Genomic DNA, 19,111 nt, shown 5'->3' on the forward strand with positions numbered 1-19,111 from the left:
TTCAGTCTTGTTGCTTTTTCAGACATTTAAATCAACAAAAAAAGCAAACGTATATGATTAAAAACAATGAATTTGTAGCCTTATCGCCGGGCACGCTGCTATGGCAGCAAATTGATGCTTTCCGGATGGATGACCCTGATGCAGTGATTCCCTTTTCTAAAAAGCTGGCCCGGGAAAATCAATGGGATAAAGGGTTTACTCAGAAAGCTATCCAGGAGTATAAGCGATTTATCTACCTCTGTTGTATTTCTCCCACCGGTGCTTCTCCATCGCCAATTGTAGATAAAGTGTGGCACCAGCACCTTTTATATACACAAAATTACTGGGAGGAATTTTGTGAGAAAACGCTCCAGCGAAAAATCCACCACTATCCTTCTTCCGGTGGTGTGGCAGAAAAACAAAAATACCTGGCCTGGGAGGATGATACCCGGCAACAGTACCGGCGATATTTCGGAGAAGATCCACCGGCAGACTACTGGCCCTGTAATACTCCTCCTGCTGTAGTAAAGCGACGCTCCCTGTTTCGCAAATCCTGGTTAACCTTTCTCTTCTTTCTCTTTTCTTTCTTCTTATTTCCCGGCTGTAGTAACGACAGCGCACCGTTTGGAGTGATCATCATGATTGTTTTCTGGGGATTTGTGATTGCCAGGGCTATCAACAGGGATGATAAGCCTGGTCAAAAATCCCAATCCGATAGCAGTAGTGGTGGTAGCTGTGGTAGTAGCTGCAGCAGCGGTAGTAGTTGTGGCAGCAGTTGTGGTAGTGGCTGTGGCGGTGGCTGCGGTGGATGTGGTTCCTGAAAATTTAAAATGAGATCATATGAAACGACTTACTTTAAACCCTGTTGGGGGATATATTTACGCCATTATTGCCGTTTTTTTACCTTTTTTGTATTTGTATAGAGTTACCTGTCAATGGAATCCATTTGTGATACGGGGGCCATTGTTTGTGGCTTTTTATGCGCTGTGCGTGGGCAGTAGTGTAGTGACGCTGTTGGTGTCTCGTTTGTGCCAGTTTCCTGCGGGAGGCTATGTTCCGTTCAGGGGCCTATTTATTTTTATGTTGGGAATAGGACTTGCGAGGCTTTGTCAGGGTATATATCATCAGAAGCCGGTAGGTTACCTGGTGGGGATGCTGATAGCGGAAGTATTCCTCTGGCGGCTGGGAGAGCTGGGATATAAAAGAGAGAGATAGACGGACGTCTATCTCTTCAGGAGTTTAGGAGCTGCAGGGGATTCTCATAGTGTTTACATAGAATAGAATAACATGAGCAGGTAGATTTATGATATCCTCGCTCTTATTATTTAATTTTTTTTTGGAGTGAACGTTGGATAAAAATGCTAGGTTTTCTGACCAGATTGGTGTAATATTATTAAATTAGTTTATGTAAAAGTGACAATGGTAACAACAATGGATGAAAGTATAATGACCGCAAGTTGTTGCGCAACTTCATCCTTGTTTTTATGATTTTCCAAATAAAGATCTTCTCGTCACTGTTAGCCATCTGGTAACAACTCAAAAGTCAGCTTTATCCGGGATCCTTTTAAACTTATTAGATGAAGTGACGCATAAACGCGATGAAAGTGCGGTTGTATCCAACATTGTAAATGGGGTGGGCTATTCGAAGCGGCTGTCAATGTGTAAGTTATAGACTAAAAGTGATATTTGTATAATTATAATATTTTATATGAAAGAGAAAATTCAAATTGATAATGTACTTTTATATTACTTGCCTGTACTTAGTGTAAAAAATTATATATAAGGGATCAATGCTAGCTTTTTTCAGAAGTAAAACCGGTGGAAAATCACCTGATGTTGGCAGGAGATTAATGGAATGGCTTTCATTCTTTTTGTCTGATAGATACAATGCCACCAGTATCCGGGTGTGGGCGCATGTGATCATGTGGCTTTTCATGGCGGTGATGTATTGCTTTATGATAAGGTCCAGCTTTATGGTGTCATTTAGCGTGAGCATTGTTTTTATGATCCGGAATGTGGTGGGTGCCATGTTCTTTTTTTATGTTGGTTTTTACTTTATCATTCCCAGGGTACTGTTGAAAGGATATATATTTCTGGCACTGTTATGTTTTTGCGTACCATTTGTATTCTGGTCGGTGATCAATTACCTGTGTTCGGCGTACATCGTGCGGTTTATGGTAGTGGAAGATGTTTCTCTCCGGGAATTCCTCCAACGGACCGTTGCATCAGGCTGGGCTGGTGTGTTTGAATTTAGCCATTTTCTGAAGATCATCTGGCCGGTGTTAATGACGATAGGCCCCGTTTTATCACTGAAGCTGGTATTGGATGTGATACGGGTTTCCACCCGCACATTGCGGCTGGAAAGAGATAACCTTAACCTGGAGGTGAATTTCCTTCGTTCCCAGTTAAACCCGCATTTTTTGTTCAATACCTTGAATAATATTTATTCATTGTCCATCAGGAATGATGCCCTGGCTTCAGACCTGATCATGCACTTGTCGGAAATGATGCGCTACACCTTGTATGATTCAAATGCGGAAAAGGTGCCATTGAACATGGAGGCAGAATTTCTGCAGAATTATGTGGAACTGGAAAGTGTGCGTTATGGTAAAAATGCCAGCATCCGGTTTGACTGTGATATAGATGGGATGGGAGATCACCTGATTGCTCCTTTACTTATATTTCCATTTGTAGAGAATGCCTTTAAATATTCGCATAGCACCAATTCAGATAAATGTTGGGTACATGCTTCCCTGGTGGTGGAAGAAAAGCAACTGAGATTTGAAATTACGAATAGCAAGGGTGAACAACCGGCGGTCAAAAAAGGACAGGGAGGAATTGGGCTTAGCAATACCCGTAAACGGCTTATTTTGTTATATCCTGACGAGCATACTTTATTTATAGAAAATAATCCCGAATATTACAAAGTTGCCTTGACATTAACGTTGAACTAAAAAATATGGATCAAATAATTACCTGCCTTGTTGTGGATGACGAGCCATTTGCAAGAGACCTGATGGAGAATTACATAGGGCGGGTGCCTTATCTGCGGCCGGTCGCATTTTGTGAGAATGCGTTTGATGCCATCAACGAATTACAACGACAGCCCGTAGACCTGTTGTTTTCAGATATACAGATGCCTAATATCAATGGAATCGAAATGATTCGTTCATTGAGTAATCCGCCGTTTGTTATTTTTACTACTGCTTCAAGAGATCACGCTATTGCGGGTTTCGAACTGGATGCGGTGGATTACCTGGTAAAGCCCATTTCATTTGAAAGATTTCTGAAGGCAGTCAATAAGGCCCGTAATCATATGGGGCAGCGTCAACAGCAACAACCGGCAGTTGTTTCGGAGCCGGTAAAACCTAAAACAGCACCCACTAATCACCTTTTTGTAAAAGACAATAATAAGCTCACTAAGATCCTTTTTGATGATATTTACTACGTGGAGGGGATGAAGGATTACATCAAAATTGTTTGTCGTGACAAGAATATCATAACCTATATGCGAATGAAAGTAATGGAAGACCTGTTGCCGGCAGACCAGTTTATGCGTATTCATAAATCCTATATTATCCGTCTGCAGGCTATTAAATCCATTATGGGAAATACGGTGGAAGTGGTAAACGGGCAAACGGTAATTATCTCCAAATCATCCCGGCAGGAACTTAAAAGATTACTTGGCATCGCCAACTATAATGACGACGACGAGTAACAGTCTCTACCGGCTAATGGCGGCTGTTGGTCGAAAATAAATGTATTTACGTCTAATAAACTATGTGATTTGATATTGATGGCCGAGTTTCGGTAATTGATATCAATCGTCAGTTTTTCTTAAACGGAATTTTATGCAGAAAAATAATATGAATGGCCGCCCGATGTTAACATTAGAAAAGGAAATTATCTCAAAAGCCGACATTGCTACCATTGCAAATATAAATGCCCCGGGCACATCAGACGGCCAGGATACTACGAGTACAGGTGGTATGCCTACTGTCCCACCAACAATTGGGTCTACAGTGTTCACAACAACAAGACCCTAATGGTGAATGTTTACTATTCCTAATTGTTTAACCCTTAGTAAAAATGCAATACAGATGTGCCATAGTAGATGACGAACCATTGGCCTTGGACATACTGGAAAGCTATATCCAACGAACTTCCTATCTGAAACTCGTAAAGAAAGCGTCAGAGTTATCTACTATTGATCGCCTGATCGCTGAAAGAAAAGTGGATGTTGTTTTTCTGGATGTTAACCTGAGAGGTAATGCGCAGGATATTATAACGCAGTTTCTTAAAAAGGACTGCGTTTTTATTCTTGTAACTGCTTACTCCAGCCGCGAAATAAAATCCCTTTGTTGGAAAGAAAAACAAGGGTACCTGGGTAAGCCTGCCAGCTACAAGAAATTTGTAGAGGAAATGGAGCGTGTTATTCCCGGTGTAAAAATAGGTGTTACCTGACATCAGTGAAACCTTTTTTATCTTTATTTAGGCATACTGGCCGGGGAACTACTATTTCCCCGCTAAAATGAAGTATGTTTAAAGGATATGTCCGTGCTAACTACCTGCGGCTTCTACCTGCTTAGGATGCCGCTATTGTCATGTGAAGACGCGATCCGCCTGCATCGCAGGAGTCAAAACCAGGAAGCGTCTTTTACTGCCGCGATTAGAGAAATCTATGCCAGTCCACTGCTACAGGAAGCAGTGTTCCTGGCCAGCCCTGCCCTGCATACAGAGATGATGAAATGGCTGGAACAGCCCGATCACACGCTAAAAATGCCATTGGCATTGTACCGTTACCTGCTGAGAATGACCGCCCGCTGTACACCTTATGGCTTATTTGCCGGCTGTGTTACCGGACGCGTTGTACCAGCACCCTCCCGCTTTTCGCCTGCTGCTGCCAACCGACATAAGGTGACCCGGCTGGATATGGAATATTTATCTGACCTGGTGAATGAACTGGTACAATGGCCCGGATTCCGGGAGCAAATACCATTTTATCCTAATAATAGCCTGTATCCACATGGGCAATCCGCCCGATATTTTGAGTACCAGCTATGTGATAAAAAACGCCGTTATTACCTCAGCGCTTTTACGCAAACCGATTATACCAGGGCCGTACTCCAAACGGCTGCATCTGGTGCCACCATCGCGGCATTGATAGCTACCCTGGAGCAACTGGATATCCCCACCACAGAAGCCCGGATTTTTATTGAATCCCTCATTACCAACCACATCCTGGTAACGGGTTTAACCCCCGCTATCACGCGCCCACATGGCTTGCAGGAACTGGTCCGGGAACTGAGCGTGATTGCCCCTGCATTGGATTGTTTGCCGGCGTTACAGCGCATTGGGGAGCTGTTGCTATGGCAAACTACCGGGGTGGCACATTACCAGGAAATAAGGACGCTGCTGACCGCAAATTTTCCGGAGATCCCCGTGAAAGATCCCGTACAGGTTGACCTTTTCTTTGAACCAGCGGTAGCCGACCTGTCTGACAAAGTGACTACCTTATTATCTCAACAGCTGGAACGCCTGGCGGTGCTGGGAAATCAGCGAACGCCCCAGGATCTGGAAACATTCAAGCAGCAATTTATTCAACAATATGATCAGAGGGAAATCCCGCTGATGCAGGCCTTAGACAGTGAGTCGGGTATAGGCTATGGGGTTATTTCCGGAGATAAGTCCAGTTATACCCCGCTGATCGACGACCTGGTGATGCCCGCCAGCCAGAAGGATGAATCGTTTTACTGGAACGCCCAAACGAAATTTGTACAGGAACAATTCCTGCAGGCCCGGCAACAGCAACGCCGTGTTATCGATCTAACGGATAAGGACCTGGACACATTACGCGATGCCGGTACGCCGGTGTCGCTGCCTCCATATATGACTTTACTGGGCGCGCTCATCGCTACAGATGCTGCTGCATTAGACTGCGGCGACTTCCAGTTGCAGCTTCGTTCTTGTAATGGACCTAATGCCCTGGCCCTGATGGGACGGTTTGCTGCGGGCAATGACACACTGCAGACATATCTGAAGGCATTCGCTGACAGCGAGCAGGCATTGGAAAAAGACCGTATCCTGGCAGAAATAGTACACCTGCCGGAAGGCCGTATTGGGAACGTATTATTACGGCCCAGACTATACGATTATGAAATTCCTTTTTTAGGCAAGTCCGGGGTAGATGAAGCGTTTCAAATACCGGTCAGCGACTTATACGTATCTGTGCGGCATAACAGGGTGATATTACGTTCTGCACGGCTAAACAAAGAAGTATTGCCAAGGCTTACCAGCGCACATAATTATCACCGGGGATTAGCTGTGTACAAATTTCTGGGTGATCTGCAACAGCAGCAATCATTTTCCCTCGGCTGGAACTGGGGGCATCTCAGCACGCAACCATTTTTGCCCAGAGTGGTATACCAGCAAGTGATATTGGAAAGAGCCAGGTGGTATATTTCGCAACCTGTTTTCCAGGAGTTACTCCGGGAATACACACCTGCGGAGGCCATACAGCAGCTAAAGACCCGGTATCATATGCCAGACCTGGTGATGCTGACAGAAGGAGACAATGAGCTCTTGATTCAGCTGAACGATGTATTTGCCGTGATGCTGCTAACCGACAAGCTCAGGAAAGGATCTGTATTATTGTACGAACAGTTGTTTAATGAAGGCAGCCGTTTACTGGCCAATGAAAGCGGCTTTTTTTGCAATGAAGTCATCATACCGTTTTATAATAAAACATATCATCAGCCCCTGTTACCTTTGTTGGCAGCTGAGACCAAACCTGCTGTCAGACGGCATTTCCCGCCGGGAAGCGAATGGCTGTATGCGAAAATTTATTGTGGCGCCAAATGGACGGATAAGCTGTTAATAAAGACATTGCTGCCATTGGTTCATCAGTGGCAGGCGACACAGTTAACCGATTATTGGTTTTTTATTCGCTACCATGATCCGGAACATCATATCCGTATCCGTTTTCATTTGCCGGATTATAAAAAAAGCAGCCCGGTTATTATCCAGCAGTTGCAGGAGGCGCTCTTATCCTTCCTGGATGATGATATTGTGCAAAAGATCCAGTTTGATACGTATACCCGTGAGCTGGAGCGGTATGGTGCAGGTACCATGGTATTTAGCGAGCAATTCTTTTTCCACGACAGTATTGCTGTGAGCCAGTTACTGTTGTTGATTGGTGCTGCAGAAACGAACGAGCGCTGGCTGCTGGCGCTGAAAGGAGCAGATGATCTGTTGACGGAATTTGGCTATACCCCACGCATGAAATGGGAGTTGTTCCGGCAATTACAGCGACAATTTTTTGAAGAGCATCATGGTGATGATAACTTACAATTTCAACTGAATAACAAATACCGCGCAGTTGCGCGGCAAATTGCCCATGTGCTGGATGATAACGGGCATGATTATACGTTACCGGCGGGTGCCGCTGAAATACTATATGCCCGGCGGATGGCTATGAGGGAGCTGGCTGCGCAAATCAGGACGGTTGAGCCACTGGCAGCCACGGCGCTGATGCCGCATTACCTGCATATGTTCCTGAACCGGATGTTTAGCGCCAGCGCCCGACTGCAGGAGCTGGTAATATATCATTACGGGATGAAGTATTATGCGTCGAAAATAGCGAGGGGCTGACGCCGGCCCAGCCATTTATCCAATATTTACGGATTAACTAAAAACCTTGTTATTTTTACAGCATAAGAGAACCCGCTTATTTCATTGAAAACATAATAGCATGAAAACAAAAGTAGTTTTGCTGGGATGCTTGTCTGTGATGACCTTGTCTGCGCCGAGTTTTGCATATACCGGCGACAGCACGGTGCTGCATCATCGTGTCACCGAAGAACCAGGCAATGCAGGCCTGAAGCTGCCGGCAGGTTTTAAAGCCCAGGTAGTGGCAGATAACCTGGGAGGGGCCCGTCACATTGCTGTAACACCGGAGGGCGATATCTATGTAAAAATCCAGTCGTCCAAACCCGGTAAAGCCATTGCCGTAATACATAATGGCGCTGCCAAAACTTTTGGTACCTACAGGGGCACCGGCATGGTGATCAAAGGCAACTACCTCTATGCTTCTTCTGATGAAGAGGTCTATCGTTATAAGCTGAATGATAAACACGAAATTATTAATCCGGAGCATCCGGAAAAAATAGTGACCGGGTTGATTAACCGTCATCAGCACGAGTCTAAATCGCTGGCATTGGATAATGCCGGTAATATCTACGTAAACATTGGTGCTTATTCCAACTCCTGCCAGGTACAGGACAGGGCCAAGGGTTCCAAAGGTATTCCCGGATGTCCGATACTGGACTCTGCTGGCGGCATCTGGCAGTTTAAAGCTGATAAATTAAACCAAACGTATCGTGATGGGGTACGCTATGCCACCGGCTTGCGTAACGTCGTGGGCCTGGATTGGAATACAGAACTGAATCAGTTGTTTGTAATGCAACATGGCCGCGATGGTTTGTATGATATGTTCCCGGAACATTACAACCTGGAACAGGGTAATGAATTGCCGGCGGAATGTATGTATGCTCTGAAAAAAGGCGATGATGCGGGATGGCCGTATATCTACTATGATGGCATCAAACATAAGAAAATGCTGGCCCCTGAATATGGTGGTGATGGTGTTAAAACCGGTGGAGAGAAAGCAATAGATCCGGTGGTTACATTCCCTGCGCATATGGCGCCCAATGGGCTGTTGTTTTATACTGGTCACCAGTTTCCGGAGAAGTATAAAAACGGCGCCTTCGTTGCGTTGCATGGTTCCTGGAACCGTCAGAAAGGACAAAAAGGTTACCTGGTAGCATTTGTACCGTTTAAAAATGGCAAGCCTTCCGGCCCATGGGAAATATTTGCGGATAACTTTGCGGGTGTGGCAAATATACAATCACCCGGACAGGCGAAGCATCGTCCATGTGGACTGGCACAGGGCCCGGATGGTTCCCTGTATGTAACAGATGATGTAAAAGGAACAGTCTATAAAATCAGTTATAGCGGTAAATAACAAGTATGAAAAAAATGATCTTTACAGGTGTTGCACTTTGTGCAACACTTTCTTTTTTATCCGCGCAAACCCCGAAGAAGCCCGGTGGTGGCCAATCGGTCAGCAGGGGGAAGAAAGTGTATGAGCAATACTGTTTAACCTGTCACCAGGTTGACGGCAGTGGTGTACCTCACTTAAACCCACCACTGATAAAGACTTCATTTGTGCTGGGCAACAAAAATAAACTGGTGCAGGTGATATTGAAAGGTATGCAGTCGTCTGAACCTATTGATGATGAGTATTATTCCAATAACATGCCGCCGCATAACTTTCTGAAAGACCAGGAAATAGCGGATGTGTTAACGTATGTGCGGAGTAACTTCGGGAACAAGGCCAGTGCGGTAACAGTAGCGGATGTACAGAAAGCGAGAGCCGGGAAGTAGCCGGAGGTATTGATTATATTTTCATGACCGGGAATATCAGTAGCCTCTTTTTATACGCTTTTTAAAGTAGCGGGCCATCAATACAAAAAATAGGGTAAAGCTGGCAAAAATCACGGTGGCGATGATCAGTCCGGATGTTTCCTCTGGTTTGCCATCTGAGAATACAGCAACCAGTGAAACAATGGCGGCAAGACCTGCAGGTACAGAAAATATGATGGCTAACACCCGTCCAAACTTCAGCCCCGTCATAGAAGTTCTTTCTGTTGGTGCTGCGGGGGCCTGCACAATATATATCTGTGCAGGTGGTGGTGTTGGCGCTTCCGGCTTCACCATGTTCACCGAGGCGTTTGTCTGGTATTTGGAGCCGCAATGGGTACAGGTAACCGTTACCGTAGGATTATTGCCGGCGAGTAGCCAGGCCATTTCATCGATAACCGGTGCAATAAATTCAGCACTTCCACAGTTCGGACACTTCGCTTGTTGACGTTCCATTCACACATATTTGCGAAAAAATAATGTAATATTTTTTGCCATCAAAATATTTTGTGAGATAGATACCGCCGTGCGCCTGCTGTGGCGGCGGATATTGCCCAGCCGGTAGTCATCTCCCTATAATAATATTTTCAAGATCTCCAATCACGGGAAAAGAAAGATTGTCTTTTAAAGTTTATTTAAACTTATAATTTTGTGCTCCGATAAGCGCAACAGCAGGCTATTTAAAAACAAATCCGTGAGTAAAAAGTATTATATTATTGATTTCGACAGCACCTTCACGCAGGTAGAAGCACTGGATGAACTGGCGCGCATTTCGTTGCAGGAGCACCCGGAGCGGGAACAGATCTACAAAAAAATAGAGGATCTGACGAACCTGGCAATGGAAGGAAAATTGTCGTTCCGCGAAAGCCTGGCAGGAAGGGTGCAGTTACTGGAAGCCAATAAAGACCATCTGAAGCAGTTGGTAAAGCATTTAAAAAAACAGGTATCTACCTCTTTTTCCAGGAATAAGCATTTCTTCAAACAGCATGCAGATGATGTACTGATTGTATCCGGTGGTTTTAAAGAGTTTATCACACCAGTGGTACTGCCGTTTCATATCAAAAAAGAAAACATTTACGCCAACACCTTTGTGTTTAACAAGGAAGGAAAAATAGTGGGGTATGATGAAAATAATCCATTATCCAACGAAGGCGGGAAAGTGAAGCTACTGAAGGAACTGCAGCTGCCCGGAGAAATTCATGGTATCGGTGACGGCTACTCGGATTTCCAGTTGAAGGAATCTGGGATGATCAAGAAATTTTATGCGTTTACGGAAAATATAGAACGTAAATCTGTTACAGAGAAAGCGGATCATATCACGCCCAGCCTGGATGAATTCCTGTACCTGAATAACCTGCCCGCTGCTATTTCCTATCCTAAAAACAGGATACAATGCTGGGTAGTAGGCGATGTGCCGGATGCTGCAGTTAAGTACCTGAAGAAAGAAGGCTTTACGGTGAAACATACTGCCAAGCTGGAAGACAAGCAACTGAAAGAAGCTGGTATCATTTTGCTGGGTCATAAGGAAACCATTGCGCCGGAGAAACTGGCTAAGGCTACCCGCCTGAAAGTGATTGGCTACCTGGGCAACAGCAAGAAATATATTTCGCAGGAAACCTGCACCGATATGGGCATTGTTATTTTTGATAACATCAAAAAGGCGGAATCTGTAGCGAAGCGAATCGCCGATTTTATCAATACCGGCGATGCTTTCAAAAGCAGTAACTTCCCGAATATCCAGTTGCCTAAAGTAAAGAACGGGCATCGTTTTGTACATATACACCGCAATGTGCCCGGCATGATGGCAAAGGTAAACCAGGTACTGGCCGATCATTCCACCAATATTGTGTCGCAGTTCCTGATGACCAATGAGCGCATTGGTTATGTGATTACAGACATCAGTGCAGAGTATGATAAAAAAGTATGGCAGGACCTGAAACAAATAAAAGATACCATCAGTTTCCGGGTGTTATATTGAGTATATTTGATAAGTTATAAAGAGAAGGAGCTGTTTCATTTTTTGAGGCAGCTCTTTTTTAAACCGGTATCAACATGTTACTAAGGCTGTGTTTATGGTTACTCTGTGCTGGCGGGTGCTTATCTGCCATGGGACAAACCTATGAACGAACAACGCTCCTTACCAAAATGCCTGCCTTGAAAAAGGAAGTCACTGGCGGATTTACCGTGTTTGTATTTTTATCTCCTGAATGCCCTTTGTGTAAAAACTATAGTGTAGTATTGAAGCAATTGAGTGAGCAATACGCAGGGCAGGTGCGCTTTGCAGGCATTGTGCCGGGAAAGGCTTATTCAATGAAGGATATCCGCCGGTTCCGGAAGCATTACGCCATTCCATTTGCGATATACCGGGACCGCGACAGAGTGGTGAGTACTTACCTGGAGGCCACTGTTACGCCGGAAGTGTTGCTGATAAATAACACGGGCATCGCGCTTTACCGGGGCGCCATCGACAACTGGGTAGTGAATCTCGGTAAAAAAAGACCAGCGGCTACGGAACATTACCTGGCGGCTGCGATCCAACAAAGTTTACAACAACAGCCGGTAGTATTATCCCGTACAACGCCGGTAGGATGTTTAATCAATGATTTCTAGGGTAGCTCTAGTGGCAATGTTTCATCGCCTGGTTCATAAGGCATTGCCAGCATTACAAGGGTGAGCATTTCATCTGTACTTTTCATATCTCCACTTGAATAAATAGTTTGCGGCGGATTAAATGGATTGTTAGGATTTTCCGCGGTATTGTCGTAAGTCCCTTCTACAGTGAGTATGGAGCCACGTGGTATTTTTACCAGGTGTTTAAAACGATAAAGTTCCTGCCATTTAAAATCCCAGTCTGCGATGTTCACCAGCCGGATGGTATCGCCTTGTGGTGTAACCGCATAGGCGGTGAATTTTTTTCCCAGCAGGTGCATATGTGGCCATACATATAGCAACGACTGATCCATCGCCGGGGTAGTTACTTTCACGGTAAATGTTTTCACGCGGTTGGGTTGAATATAAAAGTAGGGATCGATATCTTTTTCACCGATGCCACCGGAGCCGATGCTGATCAGGTTTATTTTACGTTTCACCGGTGTTTTGGTGAAGAAGATATTCAACCCGCTGATATCTTCTTCCGGCCTGCCTTGCGGGGCATAGTGCATAGTGAGGAGGATAGCGCCTTTGCGGGGCATTACCCAGCCCATATCTTTTGGGTAGGACTCGTACGAAGCGCCGGGAATCCATCCGCCGTAATAAATCATGTTTTGCTGTAACGGGCGGTATTGTTCGTTTTTGCGGCGGTCGTCTTCTGTTACGTTGATAAAGTCGTCGCCGGCGTTCGGATCAATTCCCGGAGGGGCTGCGCATACGGCGTAGTTGGCATGGTGTACCAGTTTTTTATTACCGGAAATGAACTCAATAGCTTCCACATTCATGGAATCCGCGAGTTCGAAAGGGATGCGGAATACAACAAATCGTTCGAGGTTATCGCCTTTGATGAGAAAGGGTTTGGGCATTTTCAGCACCAGGTCGGGCTGGCGATGGTATTGGGTGCCGGTGGTAAAGGTGGGGACGTCGTTTACTTTACCGGGCTTACCTTTGGGCGCTTTATTATTTACCCAGTCAGCAATCAGTTGGATATCGGCATCGGAGAGCCTTCTTTCGTTGGCGAAGGAAGTGTAGTGTGCGTCCGGTTTCCAGGGTGGCATGTAGCGGCTTTCCGTTACTTTTTTGATGAAGTTGGCGCGGCGGGCTACGTCTTCATAAGTGATGAGCGGGAAGGGGCCTGATTCACCGGGGCGGTGACAGGGCGTGCAGTTGCGGTGGATAATAGGAGCGATATCATTGTAAAAGGTGGCCTGCTGAGCGAAGCTGGCGAAAGAGAGCAGGAAGAGAATCAGTACCGGGAATATTGTTTTTTTCATATGGCTGTTAAAGAAGCAGGTTTGAGCGGGATAGAAAATATCTGCTCAAACCTGCTGTATGAAATGGATGTCAATGACTATTTTTTATCCCACCAGATCCTGCCGAACATATCGGTTGGTAAACCGAAGTCAGGATCTTTGCGCATGTCGTCGATCGCTTTTGTCCTGTTGGTGTAGTTGAGGTCACCACCCAGCGGGTAGTTGATCACGTATCTGCGTGGCATGTCGAGTGGTTGGCCGTCACCTTTGAGTGCTTCCAGTGCGAGGCTGGTAGTGGTGTTAGGCATACCGGTTCTCTTGATCAGCGCCCAGGCTTCATTAGGCTGTTTGAAGTAAGTGAGATACTGTTGTATCGCTATTTGCTCCAATGCTTTGGCCGGGTTGAAAACGATGTTGGGTTGTTGTTTATAGGCATCGATTTCTGCAGGTTGTACCGGGGAATAATCTGGCAACTGAGCGGCTTTGCCCATACGGTCGTATAACAAAATAGAGGCTTCTATTCCTTTGTTGTACCAGTCAGCGGCAGACTCGGTAGTCATACCTCTGGCGGCCAGTTCGGCGCGCATGAAGCAAACATCGGCATAGGTAATGAGTGGGAAGGAAGTGAAGCCTTTACCACCATTGTATTCTGCCTGAAATAATCTTTGCTGAATTGGAGAGATGGTATCCAGTGTTAGGTCATTGTTGCCGTCTTTGATAACGATGTTGGCAAAGAAGCGTTTTTTATCATCATCTTTACTGGCATCCGGGCTGGCGTATTGACCGTAGTATTGGCGCGGATTCCATACGGCGTTGGCATCTATTTTATTTTGTTGTTTAGCCGCATCGAAATTAACCTGCGTCCAGCTGTTCTTGCGGAAAAATAGACGTAGTCTTGGATCCTGGGTATTCCACAGGAAGTCTACGGTATTTTTTTCACCAGAGAAGCCGGCATCTGGATAAGGGTTCCAGTTACCGCCCTGGGTAAAGCCGGATCCACCAACGAATATCCATTCTTCTGCGGCATTGCTAATAATGCCTACATTATCGGCCAGTACTTCTGCAGCGATGGCTTTTACTTTTTCAGGATCGCGTTTGGTAAGGCGCATCGCCATTTTTAAACGCAGGGTATTAGCCACTTTGATCCATTTCTGAATAGAAGCCTGGTCGCCCTGGAAGTACAGGTCAGAAGGCCCGAGTAATTCCTGTATAGCAGCAGGTGTTGATTTCAGCACCGCTACGGCATCCTTCAGTTCTTTATCAAAAATGGTATATAATTCCTGTTGTGATTGATAAGCCGGCGTGATAGTTCCGCCCTGGCGTGCCTTGATAGCATCCACATAAGCCAGGCTGCCGTTAGGATCTGATACATACCAGGCATAATATACTTTCAATATGCCGGGAATAACACGCATGTAAGCATATTTTTCTTTCTGGCCGGCAGGCATCAGATCTATTCTTTGTTGTGCATCCACCAACAGCGGCGCTACATTGGTATAGAAGTTACCGTAGCGAACATTGGTACCACCTGCGGTGGTAGTAAAGCTAACGCCATTCCCGTTTTTGCGGACAAACTGTTGCGTCCAGTTAGAGATACAGCGGATGTTATCATAAAATGCCTCGAAGTTGTTATCGTGCATTTTAACAGTGGCTGTAGCGATCAACGGTTTGGGAGATATATTTAATATTAGTTTTGGATCGGTATTATACTCTGCCATTTTTTCCCGCTTACAGGAAACCGCAAGCATACCCAGCGCCATTGTTGCAACTGCACAGGACCGGGTGTTATAAAAGTATTTTTTCATTTTCATACTTAATAATTTAAATCAACTTCAATCAGCCAATTGTTTAGAAACTGGCGTTAACAGTAAAGTACATAGTACGTGAAAGTGGTGTGCCACCACCCAGGAAGGCAGCACCAGAACCGCTGGAGATATAATCTTCCGGATTCACCTTGTCAGGCAGGCTATTGTATAAGTACATCAGGTTTCTGCCACCTACTGTTAGTCTTAAACCATTGAATTTAATTTTTGAAGCAAAGCGTGCAGGCAGGTCATAGCTCAGTGACGCATCGCGTAAGCTCACCCAGGATGATTCATGGGCAGATCTTTCGCGGATACCGGCAAACCAGCTGAAGGCGTTGTTATAATAAGCGTATGCACGTAACGGACGTACAATACCTTTGTCATAGGCTTCCTGGTAAGTCATGCCACCTACGTTGTGATTCTGACCATCAATACCCAGTCTTACAGTTCCATCTGCAAAAACACCATCCGGGATAATACCATCTGTACGGGTAACACCTGCCGCATCTTTGAATTCAATACCGCCCAGGTCTTTGGTACGGCCAGGTAATGTATTCTCCAGCATACCCACTTGTGAGCCATAGTTGTAGCTATTTGAGTACACATAGCCACCAAATTTGGAATCCAGCAAGAAGGAAAGAGAGAAAGATTTATAGTTGAAAGTATTTCTCAGGCTTCCCATGAATTTAGGTACAGAAGATCCGATCACTGCTTCTTTGTCGGTAGCATTTGGATTGTCGGTTTGACGTAAGAATACCCCGTTTGCTTTTAACACCGGTTTGCCATTCAGGACGCTGTTTACAGGCTTGCCGTCTGCATCTTTTGCCTGGTAGCGTGCATAACCATAGGCTGCTACCATGGTGCCATATTCGCCGCCACGGATGGCTACCGTACGGATACCATCATCTCCCTCCAGACCTACTTTATCTACGCCGGGTGCAAGATCTATGATTTTGCTACGATTACGGGTATAGTTAAAATATACATCCCAGGAGAAATTTTTATTTTTTACCGGAGACCCATATAATGCCAGTTCAATACCCTGATTTTGTACGTTACCGCTATTAATCAGTGCATTTTCCACGCCTGATTCTGAGGGAACTTTCAAGGCAATGATCTGGTTTTTGGTATTTTGTTTATAGTAGGTCAGATCTGCGCCCAGCCTGTTCTGGAAGAACTTCAGTTCTGTACCGAATTCCATTTTATAGGATCTTTCCGGTTTCAGGTGAAGGTTACCAAGGGTAGAGGATTGAAAGTTATATCTTTCAATGCTGTTACCATAAGGGTCATTGTAATTAGGGTTTGTTACATAAGCACCGGTGTTGGTTGTGTATACGGTGGTACCGTTGCCTGCAATAATATAGGAAGCTCTTAATTTACCATAAGTAACATATTCAGGTAATTTGAAAGCTTCTGTAAATATCCAGGCCAGATCTGCTCCGGGATAGAAGTACGAATAATCTCCGTGCCCATCAGGATATAAGAGCGTAGAGTTCCAGTCGTTACGTCCATAGATATTCAATGTTAACATGTCTTTCCAGGAAACACTACCCTGGAAAAATCCTGATACCGTCTGGTATTTATTGGGAGAGCCTTCTTCTGCATAGGGATCGTCCACTGAGTTGCTCAGGCGATATACCATTGGTATTTTAAGACCATTCCTGGTATAGCCCACGTTGGATTTCGTTTCTGAATTGTTCAGTTCCGCACCTACCTGCAAAAAGAGATCAAACGCATTGATTTGTTTATTGAAATTCAGGTTTCCTTTCAACCGCGTTTGCAGTATTCTTTTAAGCGAAGTATAGTAATAACCGGCAGGACCAGAGAAGGCAGAATCACGGCCCAATTTCATCTGATCGTAGGAAGTAGAATACAGGTTTACGCCGGTGCTGCTTTCAAACGTTAACCAGGGTGTCAGGTTTATTTTTGAAGTCAGGTTACCACGGTAGTTATCTTCAATTTGCCGTTGGTTATCTTTATTCAGTGTAAACCATATGCTGGAGTTACCAACAGGATCGTTCTTATTAATACCACCATTTACAGAGTCGATATAATGATTTCTCCAGTAATCGAGATTATAGTTTCTGGGGATACCAAATGCAAGGTTATAGATCATATTGTTATCACCGCTCGCGTAGTTGGGATTGTAGGCATTACTGCGTACATAGGCTACATTCGCATCTAACAGGATGGATTTGGATAAACGGTGGGTGGCGCGCAGGTTAAAACTGTTGCGTTTGAAATCGTTCTTAGGAGTGGTACCTGCACTACTGTTGTTGGAATAGGAGAAGCGGAAGGTAGTGACTTCATTACCGCCTTCTACTGCCAGGTTAGAGTTGATGAACTTGCCGGTACGATAAAGGCTTAATACGTTTAACGGAACGTTTTTAATGATCATACCGTTGATATCCTTTATCGGTTCTCCCTTCATTTCAGGGCCATAACCAAAGCCATATGTGTTAGGATCTATTCCTTTTATACCATCAGGGCCGGGGGCAATAAAGTTTTCGGGGCTGGTACCTGATCCAAAGCGATTCTGATAAGCGATAGTAGCATATGGTTTATCATATGATTCTGTATGATTAAAAGAAACGCCCAATCCTTTTTTGGAGTAGCCTTTTTTAGAGGTAATCAGGATAACGCCATTAGCGGCTCTGTTACCATATAATGCGGTTACTGCTCCACCTTTCAGTACGGAAATAGAGGCAATATCATCCGGGTTAATATTTTTCAGGATGTTACCAAAATCCTGTTCGCCGCCCCTGTTAGGTAATACTACCTGGTCGTCCATCACAATACCGTCAACTACAATGAGGGGAGTATTTCTGAATGCATCCAGGGAGGAACTTCCCCTGATCAGAAAACGTGGAGTAGCTTGTGGACCGCCATTACCGGGTGTTACCTGTAAGCCGGGTACCAGTCCTTGTAACGCTGCGATAGGATTTACCGAATTGGCACGGGTAATATCTTCTCCTTTGATTTCTGTTACCGCATAGCCGAGAGAACGTTTTTTACGTTCTTCTCCAAAGCCTGTTACTACTACTTCATTCAATTTCGATTCATCTTCCTGCAGCACTATATTCAGGTTATTTCTTCCTTTGGTAGCCGTTTCCGAAGCCGTGAAACCTAATGCACGAAACATTAATACAGCGTCATCTGCCACATTATTTACGGTGAAATTACCGTCCGGGTTAGAGATTGCACCCGTAGCTTTCCCTTTAACGCGAATGGAAACGCCTGGAATAGGACGGCCTTTGGCATCTCTTACGCTACCGGAAACAGATTTGGTAGTGGTATCTGCCATTGCCAGCAGTGTAGCTCTTTCCGGCATTTTCAGTTTTACCAGGATGTTTTTTTCCATGACTACATAGTCCAGTGGTTGTCCCTGGAATATGGCAGTCAGCGCATCATTCAGAGGTGCGTCTTTCATGTTGACATTAACCGGGTTGCCGGCTGCAATGACATTTTTTTTGTAGAGAAAAAGATAGCCTGTTTGCTCTTCAATTTTTTTAAAGGCTTGTTGCAGGGAGAGGCGTTGGCCCGTTAATGTAACCTTTTGGGAAAAGGCGGTTGCACTCACGTGCAGGGCGCCCACCAACAAAAGTATTACAGACAATTTCACAACCATCCATGTTTTAGAGTGTAAAAATGCGGTGCCGCACTTGTTTTGGCACCAAGCGGTAAAAATCATACATTTGATTTTAGGTAAGGAAATATGTGTTTCGCGACGATATTTAATTGCCTGTATAACCGGAGATGCGCTAACATCCCCGGTTTTTTTATTCGGCAACAGTTAATGTTGGTTACTGTTTATAAGGCATACGTTTTTAAGGATGAACAATAGCTTTTGGTTGTACATATCGTTGACACTCCGGGTTAGCGGAGGTATATTTTTGGTTGACAAATATTATATATAAGATTCCTGGTGGGGGAATGCTTTGAATG

General features: G+C 44.9%; 14 protein-coding genes. 10 read left to right on the top strand and 4 right to left on the bottom strand.

Translation table 11 applies throughout. The features are described 5' to 3' along the window. Nucleotides 1–53 precede the first annotated feature (53 nt). From J7623_RS18540 to J7623_RS18575, 8 genes are all read left to right on the top strand, one after another. The gene (locus J7623_RS18540) at nt 54–800 is read left to right on the top strand and encodes a hypothetical protein (protein WP_291923088.1); all 747 of its coding nucleotides are present in this window, start codon (nt 54–56) and stop codon (nt 798–800) included. Nucleotides 801–819: 19 nt separating this feature from the next. Then, nucleotides 820–1,194 carry a hypothetical protein gene (locus tag J7623_RS18545; RefSeq protein WP_291923089.1) on the top strand — a complete coding sequence of 125 codons (375 nt, stop codon included), beginning with the start codon at nt 820–822 and terminating at the stop codon, nt 1,192–1,194. Nucleotides 1,195–1,769: 575 nt separating this feature from the next. Then, on the top strand, nt 1,770–2,933 hold the full coding sequence (locus J7623_RS18550) for a histidine kinase (RefSeq protein ID WP_291923091.1): 1,164 nt from the start codon (nt 1,770–1,772) through the stop codon (nt 2,931–2,933). Between the two features lie 5 nt (nt 2,934–2,938). Continuing rightward, nucleotides 2,939–3,697, top strand: coding sequence for a LytTR family DNA-binding domain-containing protein (locus tag J7623_RS18555; protein WP_291923093.1), 759 nt, complete (start codon nt 2,939–2,941; stop codon nt 3,695–3,697). A gap of 371 nt (nt 3,698–4,068) precedes the next feature. Further along, on the top strand, nt 4,069–4,443 hold the full coding sequence (locus J7623_RS18560; RefSeq protein WP_291923095.1) for a response regulator: 375 nt from the start codon (nt 4,069–4,071) through the stop codon (nt 4,441–4,443). Nucleotides 4,444–4,530: 87 nt separating this feature from the next. Further along, the gene (locus J7623_RS18565; protein WP_291923097.1) at nt 4,531–7,629 is read left to right on the top strand and encodes a lantibiotic dehydratase; all 3,099 of its coding nucleotides are present in this window, start codon (nt 4,531–4,533) and stop codon (nt 7,627–7,629) included. Nucleotides 7,630–7,729: 100 nt separating this feature from the next. Next, entirely contained in the window at nt 7,730–9,001 is a 1,272-nt protein-coding gene (locus J7623_RS18570) for a PQQ-dependent sugar dehydrogenase (protein WP_291923099.1), read from the top strand. A 5-nt stretch (nt 9,002–9,006) separates the two neighbouring features. Continuing rightward, a complete protein-coding gene (locus tag J7623_RS18575; protein WP_291923101.1) occupies nt 9,007–9,423 on the top strand; it encodes a cytochrome c in 417 nt (138 codons plus the stop codon). 36 nt (nt 9,424–9,459) lie between these two features. On the opposite strand, the gene J7623_RS18580 is transcribed toward J7623_RS18575, so the two are convergent. Beyond that, nucleotides 9,460–9,915 carry a hypothetical protein gene (locus J7623_RS18580; RefSeq protein ID WP_291923103.1) on the bottom strand — a complete coding sequence of 152 codons (456 nt, stop codon included), beginning with the start codon at nt 9,913–9,915 and terminating at the stop codon, nt 9,460–9,462. A 238-nt stretch (nt 9,916–10,153) separates the two neighbouring features. Here J7623_RS18580 and J7623_RS18585 point away from each other — a divergent pair, with 238 nt between their 5' ends. Together J7623_RS18585 and J7623_RS18590 are read left to right on the top strand one after the other, a co-directional pair. Continuing rightward, nucleotides 10,154–11,437: an HAD-IB family phosphatase gene (locus J7623_RS18585; protein ID WP_291923105.1), complete on the top strand. Its 1,284-nt coding sequence runs from the start codon at nt 10,154–10,156 to the stop codon at nt 11,435–11,437. 74 nt (nt 11,438–11,511) lie between these two features. Continuing rightward, complete coding sequence (locus tag J7623_RS18590; RefSeq protein ID WP_291923108.1) at nt 11,512–12,069, top strand: redoxin domain-containing protein; 558 nt, start codon at nt 11,512–11,514, stop codon at nt 12,067–12,069. Here the strand turns inward: J7623_RS18590 and J7623_RS18595 are convergent. From J7623_RS18595 to J7623_RS18605, 3 genes are all read right to left on the bottom strand, one after another. Continuing rightward, nucleotides 12,066–13,382: a cytochrome c gene (locus J7623_RS18595; RefSeq protein WP_291923110.1), complete on the bottom strand. Its 1,317-nt coding sequence runs from the start codon at nt 13,380–13,382 to the stop codon at nt 12,066–12,068. The genes J7623_RS18590 and J7623_RS18595 overlap by 4 nt on opposite strands. Nucleotides 13,383–13,459: 77 nt before the next feature. After that, complete coding sequence (locus J7623_RS18600; protein WP_291923111.1) at nt 13,460–15,172, bottom strand: SusD/RagB family nutrient-binding outer membrane lipoprotein; 1,713 nt, start codon at nt 15,170–15,172, stop codon at nt 13,460–13,462. A 37-nt stretch (nt 15,173–15,209) separates the two neighbouring features. Next, a complete protein-coding gene (locus tag J7623_RS18605; RefSeq protein ID WP_291923113.1) occupies nt 15,210–18,788 on the bottom strand; it encodes a SusC/RagA family TonB-linked outer membrane protein in 3,579 nt (1,192 codons plus the stop codon). Between the last annotated feature and the right edge of the window lie 323 nt (nt 18,789–19,111).

The organism is Chitinophaga sp. (assembly GCF_017745275.1).
Classification (GTDB): Bacteria; Bacteroidota; Bacteroidia; order Chitinophagales; family Chitinophagaceae; genus Chitinophaga.